The sequence below is a fragment of the Bradyrhizobium sp. 149 genome (genome assembly GCF_023073915.1).
Taxonomy (GTDB): Bacteria; Pseudomonadota; Alphaproteobacteria; order Rhizobiales; family Xanthobacteraceae; genus Bradyrhizobium.
Genome location: NZ_JADPKK010000012.1, coordinates 37,409 through 59,903, shown reverse-complemented (window position 1 = coordinate 59,903; position 22,495 = coordinate 37,409). Strand labels below are relative to the sequence as shown.

At 65.1% G+C, this 22,495-nt stretch carries 19 protein-coding genes and 1 tRNA gene; 10 read left to right on the top strand and 10 right to left on the bottom strand.

Annotated elements, in window-relative coordinates; all coding sequences use genetic code 11:
• Positions 1-20: 20 nt before the first annotated feature.
• Together IVA88_RS32555 and IVA88_RS04295 are read right to left on the bottom strand one after the other, a co-directional pair.
• Complete coding sequence (locus tag IVA88_RS32555) at positions 21-2,492, bottom strand: FAD/NAD(P)-binding protein (RefSeq protein WP_346657555.1); 2,472 nt, start codon at positions 2,490-2,492, stop codon at positions 21-23.
• 140 nt (positions 2,493-2,632) lie between these two features.
• The gene (locus IVA88_RS04295) at positions 2,633-4,663 is read right to left on the bottom strand and encodes a methyl-accepting chemotaxis protein (RefSeq protein ID WP_247496050.1); all 2,031 of its coding nucleotides are present in this window, start codon (positions 4,661-4,663) and stop codon (positions 2,633-2,635) included.
• Positions 4,664-4,895: 232 nt separating this feature from the next.
• On the opposite strand from IVA88_RS04295, the gene IVA88_RS04290 reads away from it, so the two are divergent.
• Complete coding sequence (locus IVA88_RS04290) at positions 4,896-5,486, top strand: thermonuclease family protein (RefSeq protein ID WP_247496049.1); 591 nt, start codon at positions 4,896-4,898, stop codon at positions 5,484-5,486.
• Between the two features lie 55 nt (positions 5,487-5,541).
• Here IVA88_RS04290 and IVA88_RS04285 read toward each other — a convergent pair whose 3' ends face one another.
• Entirely contained in the window at positions 5,542-6,057 is a 516-nt protein-coding gene (locus IVA88_RS04285; RefSeq protein WP_247496048.1) for a L,D-transpeptidase, read from the bottom strand.
• A 431-nt stretch (positions 6,058-6,488) separates the two neighbouring features.
• The gene (acs, locus tag IVA88_RS04280; protein ID WP_247496047.1) at positions 6,489-8,435 is read right to left on the bottom strand and encodes an acetate--CoA ligase; all 1,947 of its coding nucleotides are present in this window, start codon (positions 8,433-8,435) and stop codon (positions 6,489-6,491) included.
• Between the two features lie 399 nt (positions 8,436-8,834).
• Here acs and IVA88_RS04275 point away from each other — a divergent pair, with 399 nt between their 5' ends.
• On the top strand, positions 8,835-10,004 hold the full coding sequence (locus IVA88_RS04275; RefSeq protein WP_247496046.1) for a DNA topoisomerase IB: 1,170 nt from the start codon (positions 8,835-8,837) through the stop codon (positions 10,002-10,004).
• Positions 10,005-10,017: 13 nt separating this feature from the next.
• On the opposite strand, the gene IVA88_RS04270 is transcribed toward IVA88_RS04275, so the two are convergent.
• Entirely contained in the window at positions 10,018-10,473 is a 456-nt protein-coding gene (locus IVA88_RS04270) for an SRPBCC family protein (protein WP_247496045.1), read from the bottom strand.
• A 101-nt stretch (positions 10,474-10,574) separates the two neighbouring features.
• On the opposite strand from IVA88_RS04270, the gene IVA88_RS04265 reads away from it, so the two are divergent.
• Complete coding sequence (locus IVA88_RS04265; RefSeq protein ID WP_247496272.1) at positions 10,575-11,669, top strand: adenylate/guanylate cyclase domain-containing protein; 1,095 nt, start codon at positions 10,575-10,577, stop codon at positions 11,667-11,669.
• 38 nt (positions 11,670-11,707) lie between these two features.
• On the opposite strand, the gene IVA88_RS04260 is transcribed toward IVA88_RS04265, so the two are convergent.
• The 4 genes from IVA88_RS04260 to tsaD form a co-directional block, all read right to left on the bottom strand.
• Positions 11,708-12,121, bottom strand: coding sequence for an EVE domain-containing protein (locus IVA88_RS04260; RefSeq protein ID WP_247496271.1), 414 nt, complete (start codon positions 12,119-12,121; stop codon positions 11,708-11,710).
• Positions 12,122-12,223: 102 nt separating this feature from the next.
• Positions 12,224-13,339 carry an alpha/beta hydrolase gene (locus tag IVA88_RS04255; protein WP_247496044.1) on the bottom strand — a complete coding sequence of 372 codons (1,116 nt, stop codon included), beginning with the start codon at positions 13,337-13,339 and terminating at the stop codon, positions 12,224-12,226.
• Positions 13,340-13,454: 115 nt separating this feature from the next.
• Positions 13,455-14,435 carry an NAD(P)H-dependent glycerol-3-phosphate dehydrogenase gene (locus tag IVA88_RS04250; RefSeq protein WP_247496043.1) on the bottom strand — a complete coding sequence of 327 codons (981 nt, stop codon included), beginning with the start codon at positions 14,433-14,435 and terminating at the stop codon, positions 13,455-13,457.
• A gap of 2 nt (positions 14,436-14,437) precedes the next feature.
• A complete protein-coding gene (gene tsaD, locus IVA88_RS04245) occupies positions 14,438-15,511 on the bottom strand; it encodes a tRNA (adenosine(37)-N6)-threonylcarbamoyltransferase complex transferase subunit TsaD (protein WP_247496042.1) in 1,074 nt (357 codons plus the stop codon).
• Positions 15,512-15,673: 162 nt separating this feature from the next.
• On the opposite strand from tsaD, the gene IVA88_RS04240 reads away from it, so the two are divergent.
• The 5 genes from IVA88_RS04240 (at position 15,674) to IVA88_RS04220 (ending at position 20,389) form a co-directional block, all read left to right on the top strand.
• Positions 15,674-16,420 (top strand): uroporphyrinogen-III synthase, encoded by a 747-nt coding sequence (locus tag IVA88_RS04240; RefSeq protein WP_247496041.1) that lies wholly within the window; start codon positions 15,674-15,676, stop codon positions 16,418-16,420.
• Between the two features lie 65 nt (positions 16,421-16,485).
• A complete protein-coding gene (locus IVA88_RS04235; RefSeq protein ID WP_247496040.1) occupies positions 16,486-17,751 on the top strand; it encodes a hypothetical protein in 1,266 nt (421 codons plus the stop codon).
• Between the two features lie 35 nt (positions 17,752-17,786).
• On the top strand, positions 17,787-19,574 hold the full coding sequence (locus IVA88_RS04230) for a heme biosynthesis HemY N-terminal domain-containing protein (RefSeq protein ID WP_247496039.1): 1,788 nt from the start codon (positions 17,787-17,789) through the stop codon (positions 19,572-19,574).
• A gap of 100 nt (positions 19,575-19,674) precedes the next feature.
• Positions 19,675-19,750 (top strand) — tRNA-Thr (locus IVA88_RS04225).
• Positions 19,751-20,002: 252 nt separating this feature from the next.
• Positions 20,003-20,389, top strand: coding sequence for a hypothetical protein (locus IVA88_RS04220; RefSeq protein WP_247496038.1), 387 nt, complete (start codon positions 20,003-20,005; stop codon positions 20,387-20,389).
• A gap of 78 nt (positions 20,390-20,467) precedes the next feature.
• On the opposite strand, the gene IVA88_RS04215 is transcribed toward IVA88_RS04220, so the two are convergent.
• Positions 20,468-21,511: a polysaccharide deacetylase family protein gene (locus IVA88_RS04215; protein ID WP_247496037.1), complete on the bottom strand. Its 1,044-nt coding sequence runs from the start codon at positions 21,509-21,511 to the stop codon at positions 20,468-20,470.
• 253 nt (positions 21,512-21,764) lie between these two features.
• Between IVA88_RS04215 and IVA88_RS04210 the strand changes: the two genes are divergently transcribed.
• Both IVA88_RS04210 and IVA88_RS04205 read left to right on the top strand, forming a co-directional pair.
• Complete coding sequence (locus IVA88_RS04210) at positions 21,765-22,091, top strand: hypothetical protein (RefSeq protein WP_247496036.1); 327 nt, start codon at positions 21,765-21,767, stop codon at positions 22,089-22,091.
• 181 nt (positions 22,092-22,272) lie between these two features.
• The gene (locus tag IVA88_RS04205; protein WP_247496035.1) at positions 22,273-22,488 is read left to right on the top strand and encodes a hypothetical protein; all 216 of its coding nucleotides are present in this window, start codon (positions 22,273-22,275) and stop codon (positions 22,486-22,488) included.
• Positions 22,489-22,495 lie beyond the last annotated feature (7 nt).

The following is a 22,495-nucleotide window of genomic DNA, read 5'->3' as shown; positions in this document are numbered from 1 at the left end:
CGTGGAGGCGGTCTGGCCGATCATGCGGCTGTGCCTATGCAATCGCCGAACAGGCGCGCCGCGGTGTCGGCATCCAGCGAGAGGTCGCGGACGCAGGCGTCGACGGAGGCGCGGTACATGTCGTGAATGCGATAGCGCTCCAGCGTCTCGAGCTGGGCGTCGGTGAGCGACGCCGTCTTGCGACTGCGGTAACGATAGGCGGTATCGGATCCGTGGAGGCCGACCACGGTGTAGATCTTGGGCTCGCTGAGGAAGGTGACGCCCGAGCCCTTCGATTCGATCTGTCCGCGCTCCTTCCAGTCGGTGACGGCGCTTTCGCTGAAGCGTGCGCCGAGGCCGAGCCGGTCGAACAGCTTTCGCACCGATCCAGTCGCATCCCTGCTGGCTTCATAGACGTAGCGCGTGACCGGCACGCCGTGCTCCCGTGCATAGCTCTCGACGCGAAGCGCGTTCAGCGTGGAGATCACGTAATTCTGGATCAGGCGGTCCTCGGAAACGCGGTCCGACCATTTCTCGAGCCACGATGCGAGCGAGCTCGCCGGATCGCGGTCGAGCATGATCATGTGAAGCTTCTCCGCCGGCCAGCCGGCCTCGATCAGCGGCTGGAGCGGCAGGAACAGGCTTTCGGCCAGCACATACGGTCCGGCCATTTCCTTGCTGAAAATATGCGGCTGCTCCGCTGCCGTCGGCACGGCCCAGGGCTCGCCTGCATTCCCGACGAGACGATGGCGCAGGACGACCTTCACCGGCTGGAAGTAGGAAGGCATTCCGGCGACGCCGAACAGATTGGTGAGCGCGGTCGAGCCGACGCGGCAGCGACCCCACGCGCAGTAGAGCGTCGGGAAGTCCTCAGGAGACCAGTGCCGGAACGCTTCGCCAAGGCAGTCCCTCACCTCCCACATCAACTCGTCCAGCGCGGCCGGCCTCGTCTGATACTTGCCGTCCATCGCCAGCACCATCGAGTCGAGTGAAGGATGGTCGCGGCGGACCAGATCGGCGAGGCGGTCGGTTTCATCGACGGAGGTCTTGAGGCTGCTCATCTGCGAACCTTTCGGGTTGAGGATGGAATCGATCACGCCTTCGGCGCGATGCAGGTTGATGTCGACGGCGGCGGCATAGAAGTGCGTTCCCTTGGTGGGGCCACCGACCGCGTAGACGTTCGGATGCGGAGTGCCGTGGCGGTCATGGACGCGGCTGTCGTCGTAGCCGCAGCGGATCCCGCCGAGCCCGTCGAGCGCGATGAGCCCCTGCCGCTGCATATCCTGATACAGCGGGCTGGTGTCCAGCCGGTAGGACGGTCCTGTTGCGTCGATGACGTAGTCGACGTCGCGATGGTCGCCGTCGCCCAGGATGGCGCGAAATCCGCCGCCCATGCCGGTCACGTTGCGCAGCCGGGCGCGGGCGGAAAGTCTGCCCGACCGCATTAGGTCGCGGATCCGGATCGCGTTCTCCAGCGGCATCGCCGAACGGTTGCGAAGCCAGCCGGAATTGTAGACGTTCATGAAGCGCGTCTTCTCGGCATCGCTCATCCGGCTCCAGGCGCGGCACATGACGTCGATGACGCTGACGAGATAGGAGTAGACGTTGGGCTCGCCGGTCTCGGCGCGCGCGATGTTGTGCTCGAGATCGGCCAGCGCATCGCCGTCGATGTTCCTGCAGGACAGATCGCAGCGAATCCCGGTGTTCTCCAGCAGCAGCTCAGACAGGCGGGCGGCAAAGGCGTCCGCTTCGATCCGGTCACGGCTGGTCACATAGCGATCAAGGGCCTCGCGGAAGTCGTATGCGATCGCGGGGATCGTCACCGGCTGCACCGTGGGAAACAGGCCGCTTCTGGACAAGCAGGTCATCCTGACGGCCTGGTGGGTCTTGGCCAGCCCCGCCGCGGTATCGACCGCGCTGAGTCCGCTTCCGAGGATGCCGACCTCGACGCCCTCGCGATCCGCGAAGGTGAAGTGGGCATAGGGATCGCGAATGTAATTCGGCTTTCCCGCCAGTCCGTAGTGATCGTCGGGCGCGTTGTGACCGGTGCAGAGGATCAGCACAGACGAGATATGCGTGACGTTGCGGTTGGTGGTTAGCAGGACATCGCGACCCGGCGAGAAGCCCATGCGGACAATTTCGGCATGTTCGACATGAACCGGCACACCAGCGCTGCGGCACTGCGCGATCGCGGCCAATCGCACGGCGTCGAGGTAGTCCCTGTAGACCATCCGCGGCAGATGCTTGTTGCCGTGGCAGGTGAGGCCGCGGGCTCGAATCCAGCGCAGGAATTCCTCGCTGTCGCCTGGGCGGATCGACATCGTCGACGCCTTCATGTTGAGCAGATGGCGGTCGCTTTGCGTGCGATAGGCGACCCCGCCATCGAAGCCGGATTTATCGAAGAGCTGAATTCCGGTGATCCTGCCGTTGTCTCGCTCTGATGCGGCGAGCTCCGTCAGATGACGCAAGATCGTGATGCCGGTTGCTCCGCCGCCGACAATGCTGATGATCATCGCTTAGTCCCCCAGTTACCTTGTTTGACCCAGGCGCGAGCGGGGGCTCGGCGTGGGGGCCTCCCAAAGCCGTTGGTCGATTGACGCGTCAGAAAGTGGTTTGCGGCCGGCCTGAGGTCGACCGCGCGATTTGCGGCGCCTCAGGCGGCCCGCACCGTGTCGAGGAACTTTGCGACCTCGTTCTTGAGGCGGCCACTCTCGGTCGAGAGTGAGCGCGCGGATGCGAGAACCTGCGTCGAAGCCGAACCCGTGGCGCTGGCGCCATGACTGACCTGGGCGATCTTGTCTGCGACTTCGACCGTGCCCTTGGCGGCTTCGCTGACGTTGCGTGCTATCTCGGCCGTCGCGGCACCCTGCTCCTCGACAGTGGCCGCGATGGTGGTCGAGATGTCGGAAATCCTGGAGATGGTTGCGCCGATCTCCTTGATGGCGCCGACGGAGTCTTGCGTCGCCGTCTGCATGCCGGCGATCTGTGCGCCGATCTCGTCGGTCGCGCGTGCGGTCTGTGCCGCGAGCGCCTTGACCTCGCTCGCCACCACGGCAAATCCGCGGCCGGATTCACCGGCGCGTGCCGCCTCGATGGTGGCGTTCAATGCCAACAGGTTGGTCTGCTCCGCGATTGCGGTGATCAACTTGACGACGTCGCCGATCCGGCCCGCGGCCTTGAGCAATTCGTTGATTCGCGCGTCGGTGCGCTCGGCCTGCTTCACGGCGTCGCCGGCGATGCGGCTGGAATCATGGACCTGACGGCCGATCTCGACGACCGATGCGCTCATTTCCTCGGCGGCGGATGCTACGGCTCCGACGTTGGCGGAGGCTTCCTCGGAAGCCGCGGCCACCATTCCGGAAAGCTGCTCGGTCTCTTCTGCCGTCTCCGACAACGTGCCGGCTGCGGATTCGAGCTGCTGCGAGGCCACCGAAACCGAATTGATGATGCCGCCCACGGCATCCTCGAACGCGCCGGCCAACCGGACCATTTCCTGCTTGCGCCGCGCGGCGGCTGCGGATTCCTGATCCTTCTGCTCGGCCTCCATCTGCTCGATGCGGATCAGATTGTCCCTGAAGGTGCGGGCGGCACGGGCGTTGTCACCGACCTCGTCGCCGCGGGCCGTATAGGGAATCTCCACGGCCTTGTTGCCGCCGGCGAGTTGCAGCAACACGTCGCCGATGCGCCGGATTGGACGGGCGATGCTGAGCACCGAAAACAGGGCCGAGCCGGCCAGAACCAGAATGACGAGGACACCCACGGCCAAGCTGACCTGGGTTGCCTGCTCCAGCGCGGTCATGAGCTGGTTCTGTCGCAGAGCCATGTATTCATTGTTGGCGGAGACCAGCTTGTCGATGCGCGTCGTGATTTCCCTGCTGGCCGGAAGCACCCGCTCTTCGAGAATGCGCCTCTTGGTTTCTTCCGCCTTGGCGGCTGCGCCGGTTGCCGCCTTGTAGCGTCCCGCGAGCGCCGCCAGCGCGTCGATTCCGTCCGCGACATCCTTGTCGCCGGCGGACTGGCGCACCCGTTTCAGGACGCTGATCATGGCGTCGGCGCGTCCGGCGATACGATCCTTCTGCTCGACGTCGCCCGTCGCCGTGAAATGCCAGTCGGCCGCGCTGACCGCCTTGAATAATGCGTCGGCTTCGCGCAACCCGACCTCGATGTTGAGGCGATTCTGCGATGCCGCGATGGCAGGCGAAGCAAGCAGTTTCTCGAGGGCCTTGTTCCAGCCCTCCTCGATCTGGTTCGCCGCGGCGAATTCGGCAACGGCGGCGCCGCGCGCCTCGCCAAGATCGCTGCCGGCCTTCAGAGAGATGTCGAGCAGGATCTTCACCTCGCGACAGAGCTCCTTGGCTTCGGCGCGCTTTGACCGATTTAATGCCGCGTCTATTTCGGTTGTGGCACCGGCGATCGAGCCGCGCAGCACGTCCAGATGTTTGGCGAGGCCGTCGGTGGAGAATGCAGAGCCGATTTCCGCCATGGCGAGGCGTGCGCGGGTCACTGCGAGCTCGGCGCCCTGGGCATTGGCCTTGTTGGCGGTGTTGATGACCACCAGTTGGCTCAGGTCTGCGATCTGCTCGTTGCGGACGAGCTGGTTGCCGAGCATCCCGCCGACCAGAAGAACCCCCGCACTCGCGGTCAATCCCAGCTTTGCCCCGATGCGAAACTTGAACGATGCCATGCTTACCGCTCCCCCACACGCAAACCGAGTACTCCGCCCTATTACTAAACAACGCGTGAACATTAAACTCCGTACAACTACAGGACGTATCGGGTGGAGATCGTTTGGAACAGCGTGCCGCGCATAGGTACAATTTCGGGCCGGCGATCCGAGCGCCGCCGCGGCATGACCCTCGGTCCGGGCGCCCGATCGTGCCTTGCCGGTTTCCCCGACTCAGTCCTAGCGTCAGTCGATGCGTTTTCGGGATCGCCCCAATGTCTATCGTCCGCAGTTCGGCGGCTCGCCCTTTGGCCGTCGCTTCTCCGGACTGTTGCCGTGGATGTTCGTGGTCGGCGTCGCGCTGGCGGCCGTGCTCATCTTCCGGCACGGCATGAACTGGACGGTTCCCCACGCGGATGGCGGCGGCACGCGGGACGCCGAGATCGTGCTCCAGCAAAGCGGTCATCCGGATCGTCGCGAGCCGGTCGACGTCGTTCGCACCATTGACGGCGACACTTTTCTCGCCCGCGTTCGTCAGCGCGACGGCCGCGATCTGGTCGTGCGCGTTCGCCTGCGCGGCATCGACGCACCTGAGATGAAAGCATCCTGCCAGCAGGAGCTGGACAAGGCCGAAGCCGCGGCCCGCGCATTGCGCGATCTGCTCGGCCAGGGCAGCGTGACGATCACCAATCTTGGCCCCGACAAATATGGTCGCGTTCTCGCCGACGTCGCGACCAGATTAACCGGCAACGTTTCGGCGGCGTTGCTCGCCGGCGGTTACGCTCGGAGCTACAATGGTGGCCATCGCGATGGCTGGTGCGCGCGCGGCTGGCGCTTGTGGTAACAAAAAAGCCGCGTCGAAAGACGCGGCTTTTGCTGTCTCGCCTTGAAGCCGGCGATCAGCGCGTCACGACTACCGTCGTGCCGACCGAGACGCGGCTGTAGAGATCTGTGATGTCGTCGTTGAGCATGCGGATGCAACCATAGGAGACGAAGCCGCCGATCGAGCCCGGCACGTTGGTGCCGTGGATGGCATATTCACCACCGGACAGCGTCATCGCCGCGACGCCCATCGGATTGCGTGGCGATCCGCCCGGAATGACGTCCGGGATGCTCGGCTTGTCCCGCTTCACCTCGGCAGGCGGCGACCAGGCCGGATTGCGGTACTTGCCGTCGATGCGGGTGGTGCCGGCCCACTGCTTGCCGGACTTGCCGACGCCGACCGGATAGCGCACGGCGTGGCCGTTATCGAGGACGAGATAGAGCCGACGCTCGTTGGTTTTGACCACGATGGTGCCCGGCGAATAGTCGGCCAGGTGCGTCCCCACCATTTCCGGCCGCGCCTGCGCCGCCGTCGACATCATCACCCCTGCCCCGATGGTGGCGGCCAGCGCCACTGCAATCCTCGTCGACATCGATTTTCCCCTTGCCCCGAACCAATCGTCCCAATTGACGCAAAACCGGCAATCGCCGGCCGGCCAAGTCCTCGTTAGGGCACATTCTTAACCGCGCCTGTTAACCGGATGGTTTCCACGCACGGCCGCCAAGGGCCAGCCAGCAGGGGGAACAAAGAAAATGTTCGAAACAAAGTAAATGACCTGAAAACAACACTCAGCGGGAAAGATGCGCAGGCCCCGGGGGCGCGGCCTGACGAGTGCGTGAGGATGTGAACGGCCGTTATTTTGGGCGTACGATCGGATCGCAGCTGGTCTCGTGTCCCGAACGGGGCGCAGAGCGCTGCGACGCTGAGCCGGGACCCAGGTCTCCTTCGCGCGCGAATGGATGGGCCCGGCTCTGCAGCGCACCGCTGAAGAGCGCTGCGCTGCGTCCGGGCACGAGTCGGAGCTTACGCTCCCTTCTTGTTCTGCCGGTTCTTGACGAGGTCGTCGACCACGCCGGGATCGGCCAGGGTCGAGGTGTCGCCGAGGCTGCCCGGCTCGTCCTCGGCGATCTTGCGCAGGATGCGGCGCATGATCTTGCCGGAGCGGGTCTTGGGCAGGCCGGGGGCGAACTGGATCTGGTCGGGCGAAGCGATCGGGCCGATCTCCTTGCGCACCCAGGTGACGAGCTCCTTGCGCAGATCGTCGGTTGGCTCGACGCCGGCCATCAGCGTCACGTAGGCGTAGATGCCCTGGCCCTTGATGTCGTGCGGGAAGCCGACCACGGCGGCCTCCGACACCTTCTCATGCGCCACCAGCGCGCTCTCGACTTCGGCGGTACCCATGCGGTGGCCGGAGACGTTGATGACGTCGTCGACGCGGCCGGTAATCCAGTAATAACCGTCGGCATCGCGTCGGCAGCCGTCGCCCGTGAAGTACTTGCCCTTGTAGGTCGAGAAATAGGTCTGCTCGAAACGGGCATGGTCGCCATAGACCGTGCGCATCTGGCCCGGCCATGATCGCGTCAGGCACAGATTGCCTGACGTCTCGCCGTCCAGCACCTTGCCGTCGGCGTCGACGATCTCGGGCACCACGCCGAAGAACGGCTGTGTCGCCGAGCCCGGCTTGAGCTTCGTGGCGCCCGGCAGCGGCGTGATCAGGATGCCGCCGGTCTCGGTCTGCCACCATGTGTCGACGATCGGGCAGCGGTCGTCACCAACGACGCGGTGATACCACTCCCAGGCTTCCGGATTGATCGGCTCGCCGACCGAGCCGAGCAGGCGCAGGCTGGCGCGCGAGGTCTTCTTCACGGGATCGTCGCCGGACTGCATCAGCGCGCGGATCGCGGTCGGAGCGGTGTAGAAGATGTTGACCTTGTGCTTGTCGATGACGTTCCAGAATCGCGAATTATCCGGGTAGTTCGGCACGCCTTCGAACATCAGCGTGGTCGCGCCATTGGCGAGCGGTCCGTAGAGAATGTAGCTGTGGCCGGTGACCCAGCCGACGTCGGCGGTGCACCAGTAGATGTCGCCGTCGTGATAGTCGAAGACGTATTGATGCGTCATCGCGGCGAACACCAGATAGCCGGCGGAGGTGTGCAGCACGCCCTTGGGTTGGCCGGTCGAGCCTGAGGTGTAGAGGATGAACAGCGGATCCTCGGCGTGCATGTGCTCGACCGGGCATTCCGTCGTCACCATCGAAGCCGCCTCGTGATACCAGAGGTCGCGCGTCGGGTTCATGTCGATCTTGCCGCCGGTGCGCTTGACCACGACGACCCAGTCGATGCCGTCTGCCTTGGCGAGCGCCGCGTCGACATTGGCCTTCAGCGGCACCTTCTTGCCGCCGCGCAGGCCCTCGTCCGCGGTGATGATCACCTTGGACTGGCAGTCGTTGATGCGCTGGGCGAGGCTGTCGGGCGAAAAGCCGGCGAACACTACGGAGTGAACGGCGCCGATCCGCGCGCAGGCAAGCATCGCGTAAGCCGCTTCCGGAATCATCGGCAGATAGATGGTGACGCGGTCGCCCTTCTTGACGTTCCGGGTGCGCAGGATGTTGGCCATCCGGCAGACCTCGTCGTGCAGCTCCTTATAGGTGATGTGCCGCGATTGTGAGGGATCGTCACCTTCCCAGATGATCGCGGTCTGGTTGGCGCGGTTGTGGAGATGCCGGTCGATGCAGTTATGGGCGACGTTGAGGACTCCGTCCTCGAACCATTTGATGGAGATGTTGCCGGGCGCGAAGGAGACGTTCTCGATCTTCGTCGGCGCCTTCATCCAGTCGAGGCGCTTGGCCTGTTCCGCCCAGAAACCGTTCGGGTCCGAGATCGAGCGGGCGTACATGTCCTTGTACTTGGCCTGGTCGACCCAGGCGCGCTTCGCCCACTCCGCCGGGATGTCATAGATCTTCTCGGACATGTTTCCCTCCACATGCGGCAAGCCAAGCACAGGTCACTGGCGAGCCGACTTGATCGTTGAACCGATTATGCGTCGGGCTAACCGGACCCGACAAGGTGCACAAGCTGGACCTTCGGCGAGCAGCCGGCCATGCGGAGGATCAAGCCGCTCCGTCCGACTGTCGCAGTTCTGAAAGGGGCGACGGGCGGCTTTGGGGTCTTTACCCCGATCCTCAGAACAGGCCCCGCGCAGAGCCCCATGCGCCCGGAAGAGGTATTTAGCAACCGTCTCTCACTGATTCGGGACTCGCAATACGGTTCGGAACACCCTAAATGGCCAACCCGGGTCCAACGAGACCCCTTGGAACAAAAATCAGAACAGCGGCATTGACGATAACAAACAGGGCTAAGGCTTAAGACTATGATGGATCAGCAGAATCTCGGGACGATGCGGCCCGCTTCAGCCGATCCTGCAGCCATTGCGTTGGCCAAAGCCCTGGGACAATGGCCGAAACCGGCGGGTTCCAGCCGTCTCAGCCCGAAAAAAGCGTTCGACACGTCGCCTGCGGCAACCGTCGAGGCCCTCGCCAAGGAACTGGGCCTACGGCTCGGCGACCAGAACGAGCTGACTATCCGCCGCATCCGGCGCGGAAAGGGCTATTCCTTCGTCCGTCCCAACGGCGCGCATATCCGTGACGCCCGCACCATCCGGCGGCTGCATTCGATGGCGGTGCCGCCGGCCTATCGCGAAGTGCGCTACTCGGCCGATCCGAGCACGCATCTCCAGGCGGTGGGACGCGATGCCGCGGGCCGGCTGCAATATCGCTATCACGCCGACTGGGAGAAGGTCCGCGAGCAGCGCAAGGCGCATCGGCTGGAGAAGCTCGTCGGCGCGCTGCCAAAGATCCGCCGCAAGGTCTCGGCGTTCCTGTCGGGGGACGAGCCGACCCGCGAGTTCGCGCTCTCGGCGGTGATCGAATTGATTGCGCGCACCGCGATCCGCCCCGGCAATGAATCCTACGCCCGTCTCAACGGCACCCGCGGGGCCACCACGCTGCTGAAGTCCAATGTCTCGCTGGAAGACGACAGCTTGGTGCTGACCTTCAAGGCGAAGGGCGGCAAGGCGGTGCGCAAGGAGTGCGACGCGGCCAAGCTCGTGCGTGCCATCGGCATTCTGCAAGGCGTTCCCGGCAAGCGCATGTTCCAGTATCGCGATGCCTACGGCGTCGTGCGCGCGGTTAGCACCACGCAGGTGAACGCGTTTCTGCGCGAGATCGCCGGCATCAAGATCTCGCTGAAGGATTTCCGCACGCTGATGGCCTCGGCCGTCGTCGTGGAATCGCTGTCGCGGATCACGCCAGCGACGAGCCAGCGCGGGCGCAAGAAGCAGGTGCTGGAGGCGATTCGCGGCGCCGCCGATCAGCTCTCCAACACGCCGGCGATCTGCCGCAAGAGCTATGTCCACGACACCATCGTCACCGCGTTCGAGGACGGCATCCTCGAACGCTTCGCCGCGACCATGAAGGGCCAGCGTTCGCAGGCCAGGCGCGAGCAACTTCTGCAGCAGGTGGTGGCGACCGCGGCTGTCTGACTTTCTCCCGTCGCTACGCCTTGTTGGAAACGCCCCGGTCGGGACCGGGATCGCCGCCCGCGGCTGCGGTCGTGAGCCGCCCCAGATAATGCGCCCATCCCGTCGCGTGTGCGGCAGCCTGTTCCTCGGTTGGCAGCCCGCTATGGGTCATGCGCAGCAACGTGCCGCCGTCGCGTTCGATCAGGTCGATCTCGATCAGGCTCGAGCCGGGCGGCACTTCCTGGCCGCCGTCCCATCCGAATGTGTAGGCGAGGCGATGCACCGGCACGACTTCGCGAAACGCGCCGCGGGCGACGCCGCCGCGGGGGCCGATGCCTTTGAGCAGATACAGCCCGCCGGGATGCGGCTCCGTGGTCGCGTCGGAACCCATCCAGCTCAAAATCTTCTCGGGGTCGGTCAGGTAAGCGAAAACGGTGGCGCGTGGGGCCGCGATCTGGGTCTCGCGTCGCACTATGAACGGTTCGGTCATCGGCGATCATCCCTGGGCTGACACTGGGACATGGCGGCGCGCGAGCGGCCCGTCAAGGATTGGCCGTGACAAAGACGGTCTGCCTTCGTCATGATCGGGCCATGCAGCTCTCGCCGACGCTCGCCTGGCTTGTCGATGCCGCCGCCGATAGCGCCGGGGCCGACCGCCTGCTCGCGGAACTCGGCGCACATCTGGTCGCCGACGGCCTGCCGCTCGCGGCAGGCAGCCTGACGCTGGAGGTGCCACATCCGCTGATCGCGAAGCGGACCTGGTTGTGGCGCGCGGGGAACGGTCGGGTGATCGAAGCGCTCGGCTTCGTACCTGGCGGCCTCGCGCCCGATTCGCCGAACGATGCCGGCCGCCGCTGGCTTCGCGACGTCGCGGACGGTGAGGTGCACGAAGACGCGGTCGGACGGCCCGACGGGCCGTTGCTCGGCTGGATCGGGCCGCGTCCCTTCACCGCAGACGAGATCGAGCAATTGCGCCAAGCCGCGCGCTTTGCCGCGACCCCCCTTGCGGTGCTTGCCGCGCGTGCAACGTTGCGCGCGACGTTGGATGCCTATCTCGGCAAGCGCAGCGCAGAGCGAGTCCTGGCGGCACCCCTGCGCCGCGATCTCGGCGAGACCATACAGGCCGCGCTGCTCTATGCGGACTTGCGCGATTTCACGTCCCTGTCGGAAACCACGCCACCTGCCGACGTCATCGCGGCGCTCGACGCCTGGTTCGATCGCATTGCCGGCGCGGTTCACGCCTTCGGCGGCGAGGTGCTGAAATTCATCGGCGACGGCGTGCTGGCAATTTTTCCGGTGCTCGAGGCGTCACCGCGCCACGCGTGCGATGCGGCTCTGCGTGCCGCCGGTGCGGCCGAAGCCGGGATGGCGTATCTCAACGCGGAACGCCGTGCTCAAGGTCTGCCGCCGCTCGGGTTCGGCACGGCGCTGCATCTCGGTGAGATGCTGTGGGGCAATATCGGCGCCGCCAACCGGCTCGATTTCACGGCGATCGGTCCCGCCGTCAATCTCGCCAGCCGGCTCGAAGGATTGTGCAAGCCGCTCCAAAGGACCGTGCTGGTGTCGGGCGCGCTCGCCGCGGAGACGGACATGCCTCTCATCGCGCTTGGATCGCATTCGCTGCGCGGCATCGCCTCGCCATGCGAGGTGTTTGCGCTGCCGGAGACGCAAGCTCGGATATCGTAGCGCAAATGCAGCGAAGCGTAATCCGGGCTACGTAGCAACTACATCCCACCCATCTTGCAGACGAGCTTCCATTCCTCGGCCGTCACCGGCTGCACCGAGAGGCGCGAATACTTCACCAGCGCCATATCGGCGAGCTTCTTCTCGGCTTTGATCGCAGCCATCGTCACCGGCATCTTCAACGGCTTGTCGGCCTTGATGTCGACGCAGACGAATTTTGCGGTCTTGTCGGTCGGATCGGGATAGGCTTCCTTGATGATCTCCGCGATGCCGACGATCTCCTTGCCTTCGTTGGAATGATAGAAGAACGCCTTGTCGCCTTTCTTCATGGCGACGAGACTCTGGCGCGCGGTGTAATTGCGCACGCCGGTCCAGGCTTCGCCCTTGGCGCCCTTCGCCACCTGCTGGTCCCAGGACCACACCGACGGTTCGGATTTCACCAGCCAGTAGTTCATCGCAACTTGCCCCAATATCAGATACGCCATCTCGCGTGTTGCGATGTTATAGCGCGTCGGATGCCTGCGACAAGCGCGGGTATCCGACGCCAAACCCAACGCTCATTCCTTCAGATATCGATCGAAGAATCTCGCGATGTCAGTGAAGGCTTCCCTGGTCTCCGGCGCATTGATGTTGAACTGGTACTGCGCGTGGGATTGCCCCTCGTAGACGTTGAGATCGGCAATCACGCCGGCGCGACGCAATTTGCGATGCGTGCGAACGGTGTTGCTGAGGAACAGATCGCGCGTGCCCGACGTCAGGATGGTCGGCGGGAAGCCTTTGAAGTCACCGTAGATCGGCGAGATGTAGGGATTTTTCAGGTCCGTCCCGTTGGCGTACAGCTTTGCGGCGCGGCCGAGCCAACCGTCCCAGGTCACCAGCACGTTGTCGACCCACTCATTGCTGGCGTAGGTGTCGCCGACCTTGTCGATGTCGGACCACGGCGTGCCCGGTGCGATCGCCGCCGGCTTCGGCAGCTTCTCGTCCCTGGCCCGCAGCACCATCGCCAGCGTCATCGCGCCGCCCGTCGACGTCCCGAAGATCGCCATCCGACGGGCGTCGTGCGTCTTGGTGACCTCCTTCCAGACCGCCATCGCATCGTCCATCGCGGCGGGATAAGGGAAGTCGGGCGGCATGCGGTAGTCGGCCGACATCACTTTGAAGCCGCCAAACCCCGCCATCATGATCGCTTCAGGCAGCGCGGCTTCGCCGGGGCCGAACACATAGCCGCCGCCATGGACGTGGACCAAAAGGCGTTGCCGGTTCTCGGGTGAGATCTTGTTCGGCGTGACGATGAAGCAGTGCACACCGGCGATTTTGGTCTCCTCGACCTTGACGCCGAGCTTTTCCTTCATTGCCGGAATGCCTGATATCGACAGTTTTGCGCGGCGATCGATCAGTTCTTTCCATTCCGCTGGGGTCTTCGGGTCCGCATTGAAGTGCGGCGGAAAGGGCGCGCCGATCATGGCCTGCATGTCGGAGCTGACGTCATTGGTGGGATTGGCGATCGACTTGACGGGGACGACCCGCTTGCCGTTGTCGGCGTTGGCCGCCGCCTCGCTCTTGGCAAGTTCGTCGTAGGATAGTGCGGCCTCGGCGCGGGCCGCGGTCGGTATACTGACAGCGGCGAGTGCGATGATGGCAATCGAAACGAGCGCCTGATGCGGTTTGCGCATGCGTTCTTCCCCTGGATCCGTTTCGTTATTGTTGGACCGGGATCCTGCGGTGTGCCGCTAGGCTAGACCAGCGTGCACGGGTCGTGAAGTACCACCTGCGAGGCGACGGCCGCCGTCATTCCTCGGCCTTGAACGGCCGTGTCAGCAGCCTTTCGATCGCGGCGTCAATCGTCAACCTGCCATCCAGGATGGCGGCCACCGCTTGAGAGACCGGCATATCGACGTCCCGCGCGGCCGCGAGCTCGACCAGCACCGGCGCAGTGAATGCACCTTCAGCAAGCTTGCCCGCCGGCGCCGCCTCGCCGCGACCGAGCGCAATACCGAGCGCGAAATTGCGCGATTGCGCGGTCGAACAGCTCAGGAGCAGGTCGCCGAGGCCGGAGAGGCCGGAGAGCGTTTCCGTGCGCGCGCCGCAAGCGCGGCCGAGCCGTGCCAGCTCGCTGAAGCCGCGTGTGGTCAGCGCGGCGAGAGCGGAAGCGCCGAGGTTGCGGCCGACCACGATGCCGGCGGCGATCGCCAGCACGTTCTTGGCCGCGCCGCCGATCTCGACGCCGCGGACATCGGTCGTGTGATAGGGCCGGAAGGTCGCCGAGCCCAGCGCCTGCACCAGGTGGCTCGCCAGCGCTTCTTCCCTCGCCGCCAGCGTGACCGCAGTCGGCAGGCCACGCGCGACATCGTCGGCAAAGCTTGGGCCCGACAGGATCGCCGGCTGCGCGTGAGGCGCGGCCTCGACGATCACGTCGGTCATAAATTTATGGGTGCCGTGCTCGATGCCCTTGGCGCAGGCGACGATTGGCGTTGGTGCTGTCAGATGCGAGGCCAACATGTTGACGGCGCCGCGCAGATGCTGCGCCGGCGTTGCGATCAGCAGCATATCGGCGCGTGCCGCCATGGCGAGATCGCTCGTCACCATGATCTCCGGCGCAAGCCGCACGCCCGGCAGCCGCGGATTGTCGCGGGTCGATCCGATTCGCGTCGCGTGCTCGGGATTGCGCGCCCACAGCGTCACGTTCCGTCCGGCCCGCGCCGCCACCGTCGCCAGCGCTGTGCCCCAGGCGCCGGCTCCAACCACCGCAACGGATTGGAACGCTGTCATTGCTAGTATCCAGCCCGCGTCTTGCCGTACCCGGCCGGTGCCGTCGCGTTCGCATCGAGCAGCCAGCGCGCGCGCGGCTGTGCTTCCATCGTGTCGGTCATGCCGAGTGCGAGACGTTCGGCGCCCGCCCAGGCGATCATTGCGCCATTGTCGGTGCAGAGCGCCGGCGGCGGCATGATCAATTGTGTTCCGGCTTTCCTCGCGACATCATGCAGGGCGCCGCGGATCGCTTGATTGGCGGCGACGCCGCCGGCCGCCACCAGCGCACGCGGCGCGCCGAACTGCTCGCGGAAAAGTTTCAGACCGACGCTCAACCGGTCGGCGGTGGAGTCGAGCACGGCGGCCTGAAAGCTCGCGCAGAGATCGCTGACGTCCTGCGGCGTGATCTCAGCTAGCCGGCTCGCTTCGTTGCGCACCGCCGTCTTCAATCCCGATAGCGAGAAATTGGCGTCGGGGCGTCCCTGCATCGGCCGCGGAAACGCAAATCGCGCCGGATCGCCGCTTGCTGCCGCGCGTTCGACCTTTGGGCCGCCCGGATAGGGCAGGCCCAGCATTTTCGCGACCTTGTCGAAAGCCTCGCCGATCGCATCGTCGACGGTGGTGCCGAGTCGCACATATTGGCCGACGCCGGTAACGGCGACGATCTGGGTATGGCCGCCTGAGGCGAGGAACAGGCAATAGGGGAATTCGAGTGCGTCGGTCAGGCGGGGCGTCAGCGCATGCGCTTCCAGATGGTTCACCGCGACCAGGGGCGTGTCGTGCACCATCGCGATCGCCTTCGCGGTGGTGAGCCCGACGATGACGCCACCAATCAGTCCCGGCCCCGCCGCGGCCGCGACACCATTGAGCTGGGCGAAGTCGATGCCGGCCTCGTGCATGGCGCGGTCGATGATGCCGTCGAGCAGGTCGACATGAGCGCGGGCCGCGATTTCCGGCACCACGCCGCCGAAACGGGCATGCTCCTCGATCTGCGAGCGTACGATATTGGACAGGATCTTGCCGCTGCCGTCAGGCGCACGCTCAATTACGGCCGCGGCGGTCTCGTCGCAGGTGGTTTCGATACCCAGCACCAGCATTGGCGAATTGTTATCCAATTTGCGCCCTTCTCAGCCCCTTGCGCTCATCCGCAAAGCAGAGTTCTGGTACGTCCGGTAGCATTCCGGGGTCGGCTTGCGCAATCGCCACGCGCGGCCATCCTCGTGAAAGCGCCACCGCCACGTGGTTCGGGAACACAAGCGATGTCCATTCTTGTCACACGGCCGCATCCCGACAATGAGGCGACGGCGGAAAATCTGCGTGCACGGGGGCATGCGGTGCTGCTCGCGCCGGTGCTCAAGTTCGAGCCGGTCGCCTTCCATGACGAGAGTGAAACGAGCTACAGCGCCGTCATTGTCACATCGGCCAATGCCATCCGTGCCGTCGCGCCGCAATTGCCGGACCTTGGCCTGCTGAAGCTGCCGCTGTTCGCAGTCGGCGAGCACACGGCCGCCGCCGCGCGTGACGCCGGCTTTGCCGAGGTGGTCGTCGCCGGCGGCGATGCCGCGGCCTTGCGCGACAAGCTGGTGCAGAGCGCCCGCGACAAGCGGCTGAAGAAAAAGAGCACGTTGCTTTATCTCGCGGGCGCGGATCTGTCGCGCGACCTGAGCGGTGAGCTGGGCGCCGAAGGTATCAACGTCGTCACGCAGACGACCTATCGCATGGCCCCGGTCAAGCTGTTGCCGCGCGAGGTCTGTGAGGGCTTTGCCGCCCATGGAATCGAGGCGGTGCTGCATTACTCCCGCCGCAGCGCGCGGGCTTTCCTGGAGGCCGCGCGCGACGAAGGCGTCGAAATCTCGGCTCTGGCCATCCCGCAATGCTGCCTGTCCGAGACGGTCGCAGGCGTGCTGCGCGAGGCCGGTGCCTCGCAGGTTCTGGTGGCCGCGGCGCCGGAGGAAAATGCCTTATTTGACACCTTGGAGCGTGCTTTGCGCACCCGTTTGGCGTAAGAGGTCGGGCCGAATTCGACGCAATCGAATCCGTTTAGGGCATGCAAGTGTGAGGAACCGTCACGATGGCCGACGACAAGCCTGAAGACGCAGGATTGGCTCCCGGGTCCAGCCGTGCCAAGCGCACCCCGCCCACCATCGACCTCGAGGCAACCGAAGTCTCGACCCAGCCGCAGGAGGTGGCGGGCGAGCCGGGGGCGGCGTCCGAGCAGGCCGCGCCTGAGCAGGCCAAGTCTGAAGAAAGCAAGTCTGAAGAGGCCAAATCTGAAGAAGCCAAGTCTGAAGAAGCCAAGTCTGAAGAAGCTGATGCCGAGCCGCAGCCCGAACCTGCCGAGGAGCGGTCTTCCGTTGCGTCCGCGTCGGTATCGCCGTCGATTTCACCTTGGGTTATCGCGCCGTTCTCCGGCGCGGTCGCAGCCGCAATTGTGATCGCGGTCGGCTGGATGCTGGGCTGGCCCGCGGTGCAGGCGCCGCCGGCCGCTCCGCAAGTGACCGGCGCAACCATCGACGCGCTGAGCGGGCGCGTGGCCGCGGTCGAAGCCAAGGCGGGCAAGCCTGCCGCTGATCCGGCCTTGGTGGCGCGGATCGATGCGCTGGAGAAATCCGCAACGAGCCTGCGCAGCGACATCGCCAATCTGCGCGCGCAGTCCGACAACACCGCGAGCGCCCTGAACGACGCGAAATCGGCGCCGCGCGCTGCCGCGCCCGATCTTGCCGCCCTCAACGACCGCCTCGCGCAGCTCGAGCGCAAGACCGACCGTGCCGAGCTCGCGCAGCAGAGCGAGAAGATCGCCGACACAAAGACGATGGACGACAAGCCGTTGCGCCATGTGGTGGCGGCGGCCCTGCTCGACGTCGCCGTTCGCCACGGCGACGCTTACGAATCGCAACTTGCCGCGGCACGGTCGCTGGCAGCAAAGCCGGACATGCTGAAGCCGCTCGACACCTTCGCAGCGTCAGGCATTCCGACGCCGGTGGCGCTCAGTCGCGAGCTCCTCAACATCGTGCCAAAATTGTCGCCGCCGCCGGAAGCCCCGGCCAACGGCACCGGCATCGTCGAGCGTCTTCAGGCGGGGGCGTCAAAACTCGTCCGCATCGAGCGTACCGACGGGGTCGGCAACGACCGCGGCGCCATCGTCGCGCGGGCAACGGCGGCTGCGTTGCGCAACGATTTCGCCGAGGCGCGGCGCGAGCTGAAGACGCTGTCCGAAGCCGATCGTGCACCGGCGCAAGCCTGGCTCGACAAGGCCGATGCCCGTGATGCCGCGCTCGCCGCCTCACGCAAATTCGCCGACGGCGCCATGGCGGATCTCGTCAAGCCTGGTCAATAAGGTTCGCGCAATAATCAGCGCGTATAGGGATCGTCATGCTTCGCATCGTCCTCTTCCTCGTCTTGATCGCGCTCGCGGCGGCTGGCGCGGCCTGGGTTGCCGACCAGCCCGGAGAGCTCGTCCTGACCGCGGGCGCTTTCCGCGCCACGACGACGCTTCCCAGATTCGTGTTCTTGCTTGGCCTCTTTGCCGCGGCAGTCGTGCTCGTCTGGAGTCTGCTGACGATGACCTTGCGCGCTCCGGGGCGTCTGCGCCGCCGTCGTCATGAGAAGCGTCACGCCCGCGGCCGCCACGCCATCACCCACGGCCTGCTTGCGATCGGCCATGGCGACACTGCGCTTGCTCGCCGCCACGCCGACACCGCGCGGCGGCTGGCCGCAAACGATCCGCTCGCGCTTCTCCTGCATGCACAATCGGCCCAGCTCGAGGGCAATCGCGACGAGGCCCAGCGCGTCTTCCGTGTCATGGCCGAGCGCGAGGACACGCGCCTGCTCGGTCTTCGCGGCCTGTTCATCGAGGCGCAGCGCGCCGACGATGCGGTCGGCGCGGTGATGATCGCCGAGGAAGCGATCAAGCTGTCGCCGTCCTCGACCTGGGCCTCGCATGCGGTGCTCGGCTTCCGCTGCGCGCGCGGCGACTGGAGCGGCGCGCTCGCGCTCCTCGATTCGAATCTGTCGGCGGGCCCGATCGACAAGCAGGCCTATCGCCGCCAGCGCGGTGTCCTGCTCGCCGCACGCGCGCTGGAATTGGAAACCATGGACCGCGACCTCGCGCGCGAGAGCGTGATGGAGGCGATCAAGCTCGCGCCGACCCTGGTCCCCGCTGCAGTGCTCGCTGCAAAATTCGAGAGCGAGGCGCATCAGGTGCGCCGTGCCATGAAGCTGGTGGAAGCCGCCTGGCTCGCCAATCCGCATCCTGATCTTGCGGATGCCTATGCGCATGTGAAGCTCGGCGATTCCGCGCGGCAGCGCTTGCAACGGGTCGAGACGCTTGCCGCCAAGATTCCTGCCGACAAGGCCGGCCATGTCGAGGGCCAACTGGCGATCGCGCGCGCCGCGATCGATGCATCCGAGTTCGCCCGTGCGCGCGCGGTGCTGGCGCCTTACGTCAACGATCCGACCCAGCGCGTGGCGCTGCTGATGGCGGAGATCGAGCGCACCGAGCATGGTGACGGCGGCCGGGCCCGCGCCTGGACCTTGCGCGCGGTGCGCGCCCGCCATGATCCTGCCTGGACCGCCGACGGCTATGTCAGCGACCGCTGGCGTCCGGTGTCCCCGGTTACCGGCCGCCTTGACGCCTTCCAGTGGCAGACGCCGGTCGCGAGTCTTCCTTCCGGCAAGGGCGACATGATCGAATCCTCGGCGTTCGAGGAAGCCATGCTGGCGGCTCCGCCGCCGAAGCGAGTGACCGCGGCGCCGAGCGAAAGCCCGGCGGAACCGCCTGTAACGGCGCCGGACCCGGTACCGGCCCCGCAGGACAATTCGCCGCCCCTTGAGGCCAAGGAAGCCGTCAGGGAGACCGCCAAGGAAACCACGCAGGACGAGCCGGTCGTCACGGCCGCCGAGCCGATCAAACCGGCCCCTGAACCCGCCGAATCATCGCCGGCGGCGGCAACGCCGGTGTTCCGGACCCGCGCCGACCTCGGCAAGCCTGCACCAGCGCCTATTCCCGCCGTCATCCCGATCATTCGCGCCCCGGACGATCCCGGAATCGATGACGAGGGTCCGAGCGATGAATTTACGGAACAAATCGGCACGCCCAAGGACCATGCAAAGGCCCAGGCCGGCGGCTGGCGCGGATTCTGGTCTCGCTGGGGCGGGTGAGCGGCATTTCGAAGCCGGCTCCACCTTGCCAATTCGGGCCATGCCCGATATCAGGAGCGCGCGTATCGGGACCGGCCTCGCGCAGGCCCCGGCAGGGTTCGCCGCAATAGCTCAGTTGGTAGAGCACGTCATTCGTAATGACGGGGTCGGGGGTTCGAATCCCTCTTGCGGCACCAGCGCTCAAATGTCCGGCCCGGAGACATCGGTAACAGGTCGTACCTAAGAGATGGGTGACAACCTCGTGCCGAACGGGTTGTCGAGGGGGTTGCAGGGTTTTCTGCTCCAGGTCGAAGTATCCCAGATCATAGTGCATGAAGCTGACGAGCCAAATGCCGTCGTCGACTTCCTTGATGGTGATCGTGATCACATAAACTCGCGATCGGCTCCCCTAGTGTCCCGTTCACGCCAAACACGGGGAGATATTTCATATGCGCAAGATCATTCTGGTGGCCGCCGCCATGGTGCTGGTCTCTGCATCGGCCCAGGCCGAAGGCCCGCGCAGCCTGTCGCTGTCCGCGGTGAACGAGCCGGCTTCGGTTCAGCAAACGGCGCCGGCGCTTGCCGCCGCACCGACGCAGGTAAGCGAAGCCGTGCCAGCCGCCGAAGCTCCGAAATATCTCGATCGCCCGCCGGTGGTTTCGCTTGCTGCGCCTGCGGCAACCGCCACACCCACGACCACGACGACTTCAGCGCCCGCTGCGACGACCCAGCCCGCCGCGAAGACCACCGCAAAGGCGGACAAGCCGAAGCACAAGCGCACCTGGACCGAAGGCCGCATCATCAGCGAGCTGCATCGCCACGGCATTTACTGGTAGGGAATCATTGGTCCCCAAAAGCACATGGCCGGGACAAGCCCGGCCATGACATAATGATTTTGGATCTGATCGGGCGCGCTACTGCGAAACCGTCTGCACCACGCTCCCGATTGGACGCGCGCTCGAGGTCGGCACCTTCAGGTCCTTGAGCAGTGCCTCGTCATATTCCGGCAACGTCTGGAAGGTCGTCTTGGCCTTCATCTGCACGATCTTGTAACCGCCGGCCTTGAGCCGCGCGAGCAGCGCGGGCATGGCTTCGCCGGTGTGCTTCTGGAAGTCGTGCATCAGAATGATGCCCTTGCCGAGCTTGTCGAGCCTGGTCATGACGGTCTCGATGATCTTCTCCGGCGTCGCGCCCTTCCTGAAGTCGAAGGAGTCGATGTCGGTCGAGAACATCGCGACGTTGCGGGTGCCGAAATAGCTCACCATCGCCGGATTGTGCTGAAGCTGCGGGAAGCGGAAGAACGGCGCCGGATTGGTGCCGAGCGCGAATCGTACTGCGCTGAAGCCCTTCTCGACCTCGTCCTTGGCCATTTGCTCCGTCATCTTCTTGCCGTTCAGATTGACGTGCGACCAGGTGTGGGCGCCGACCGTATGGCCCTGGGCCAGCACCTGGCGCAGGATTTCCGGATGGTAGGTCGCATGCTTGCCGACCGAGAAGAACAGGCCCTTGGTGCATTCATCTGCGAGCGCCTTCAGCACGGCGGGCGTGTTCACCGGCCAGGGACCGTCGTCGAAGGTCAGCACGACTTCCTTGTCGGTGAGAAAATCGAACTGCTTGAAATGGTCGAAGCCGAAGCCCGGGCCGCCAGTGCTGTCGATCTCGACCACGCGGGAGACGCCGAGCGCGTTGGGATTGGCGCAGGTCGATTTCTGCTGCACCGGCATGGCCGGGGCGGGCGCCGGAGCAGGTGCCGCCGGCTTGCCGACGAGCGCCGCTGTGGTCTCGACGTCATCCCGGGCGGCGAGCTTCGCCTGTGCCGACAATTGATCGGCGGCACGGGCGGCAACTGTCTTGGGAGCGGCCTGATCGGCGCGCGAGGAATAATAAAACCAACCGCCGGCGGCAATCACGACCGCCGCAACTACACTGGCCAGCATCAGGCCCAACGCATTACGCATCGCTATTCTTTCCAATTACGCAACCAAACCGGCGGAATTTCCCGCTCGACGAGCCATTAATGCGAAGGAACAGTTAACGTGACACCAACACGACAGCGGATGCGGAGGAATTTCAGCGAGGTGCGCCAAAGTGACCGAGATCACAGAGGATGCCCCTCCCGTGACCGTCATCACAGTGGAAACTGTTTTGCTGGAGCATTGTCGTTCCCATCAACAACGGGCCCGCTTCCAGCGGTGCCAATGGGAGCTTCAAATGACCAAGTCTCTGAACACCAAGTCTCTGAACACCAAGTCCCTGAGCAACAAGATCCGCGACACCAGCCTGGCCCTGGGCTTTGCGGCCATCCTGTCGATCGCCTCGACCGGCTCGAGCTTCGCCTTCTCGTCCGAAGCGCAGCAGCAGTGCACGGGCGACGCCTTCCGCCTGTGCTCGTCGGAAATCCCGAACATCCCGAAGATCACGGCGTGCATGATGAAGCATCGTTCGGATCTGAGCGCCGGCTGCCGCACCGTGATGGACAAGGAGCTCGCCAAGGGCGGCGCGTCACGCAAGGTCGCTGACGCCCAGGACAGTCAATAAGAGACAGTCAGTAACAGCAACGATAGCGTCGTTGCCTCGGTTAGCTCCCCTCGCGATGTGCCCCGGCGTGAATGCCGGAGCCACGCGGCGGCGCAGGCCCGCCTGTCAATAAAGCCGTTGCGGCCTCGGGATCGTCGCTCTAGCTTCGCCCGCACATCTTCAGGGTAAGAGGCATTGCGCGATGACCAGATTTCTTTTCATTGTTTGTTTGACTCTGGGCGCATCGAGCGTGTCTGCGCAACAGCAGCCCGGACACGACGCCTGCGCGCGCGATGTCACGCGCTTCTGCCGTCCAGTGATGAACAATGGCGATGGCGCCGTACTTGCTTGCCTCAAGCAGAACCGTACGCGGCTCACCAAAGGCTGCGACAAGGTGCTGACGGACCACGGGCAGTAAGTTTGCG

Excerpts from the sequence above, each read along its gene's own strand:
- IVA88_RS32555 (WP_346657555.1), bottom strand. The coding sequence starts at position 2,492 with ATGATCATCAGCATTGTCGGCGGCGGAGCAACCGGCATCACGATCTTG.
- IVA88_RS04295 (WP_247496050.1), bottom strand. The coding sequence starts at position 4,663 with ATGGCATCGTTCAAGTTTCGCATCGGGGCAAAGCTGGGATTGACCGCG.
- IVA88_RS04290 (WP_247496049.1), top strand. The coding sequence starts at position 4,896 with ATGCGTTTTCGGGATCGCCCCAATGTCTATCGTCCGCAGTTCGGCGGC.
- IVA88_RS04285 (WP_247496048.1), bottom strand. The coding sequence starts at position 6,057 with ATGTCGACGAGGATTGCAGTGGCGCTGGCCGCCACCATCGGGGCAGGG.
- acs (WP_247496047.1), bottom strand. The coding sequence starts at position 8,435 with ATGTCCGAGAAGATCTATGACATCCCGGCGGAGTGGGCGAAGCGCGCC.
- IVA88_RS04275 (WP_247496046.1), top strand. The coding sequence starts at position 8,835 with ATGATGGATCAGCAGAATCTCGGGACGATGCGGCCCGCTTCAGCCGAT.
- IVA88_RS04270 (WP_247496045.1), bottom strand. The coding sequence starts at position 10,473 with ATGACCGAACCGTTCATAGTGCGACGCGAGACCCAGATCGCGGCCCCA.
- IVA88_RS04265 (WP_247496272.1), top strand. The coding sequence starts at position 10,575 with ATGCAGCTCTCGCCGACGCTCGCCTGGCTTGTCGATGCCGCCGCCGAT.
- IVA88_RS04260 (WP_247496271.1), bottom strand. The coding sequence starts at position 12,121 with ATGAACTACTGGCTGGTGAAATCCGAACCGTCGGTGTGGTCCTGGGAC.
- IVA88_RS04255 (WP_247496044.1), bottom strand. The coding sequence starts at position 13,339 with ATGCGCAAACCGCATCAGGCGCTCGTTTCGATTGCCATCATCGCACTC.
- IVA88_RS04250 (WP_247496043.1), bottom strand. The coding sequence starts at position 14,435 with ATGACAGCGTTCCAATCCGTTGCGGTGGTTGGAGCCGGCGCCTGGGGC.
- tsaD (WP_247496042.1), bottom strand. The coding sequence starts at position 15,511 with ATGCTGGTGCTGGGTATCGAAACCACCTGCGACGAGACCGCCGCGGCC.
- IVA88_RS04240 (WP_247496041.1), top strand. The coding sequence starts at position 15,674 with ATGTCCATTCTTGTCACACGGCCGCATCCCGACAATGAGGCGACGGCG.
- IVA88_RS04235 (WP_247496040.1), top strand. The coding sequence starts at position 16,486 with ATGGCCGACGACAAGCCTGAAGACGCAGGATTGGCTCCCGGGTCCAGC.
- IVA88_RS04230 (WP_247496039.1), top strand. The coding sequence starts at position 17,787 with ATGCTTCGCATCGTCCTCTTCCTCGTCTTGATCGCGCTCGCGGCGGCT.
- IVA88_RS04220 (WP_247496038.1), top strand. The coding sequence starts at position 20,003 with ATGCGCAAGATCATTCTGGTGGCCGCCGCCATGGTGCTGGTCTCTGCA.
- IVA88_RS04215 (WP_247496037.1), bottom strand. The coding sequence starts at position 21,511 with ATGCGTAATGCGTTGGGCCTGATGCTGGCCAGTGTAGTTGCGGCGGTC.
- IVA88_RS04210 (WP_247496036.1), top strand. The coding sequence starts at position 21,765 with ATGACCAAGTCTCTGAACACCAAGTCTCTGAACACCAAGTCCCTGAGC.
- IVA88_RS04205 (WP_247496035.1), top strand. The coding sequence starts at position 22,273 with ATGACCAGATTTCTTTTCATTGTTTGTTTGACTCTGGGCGCATCGAGC.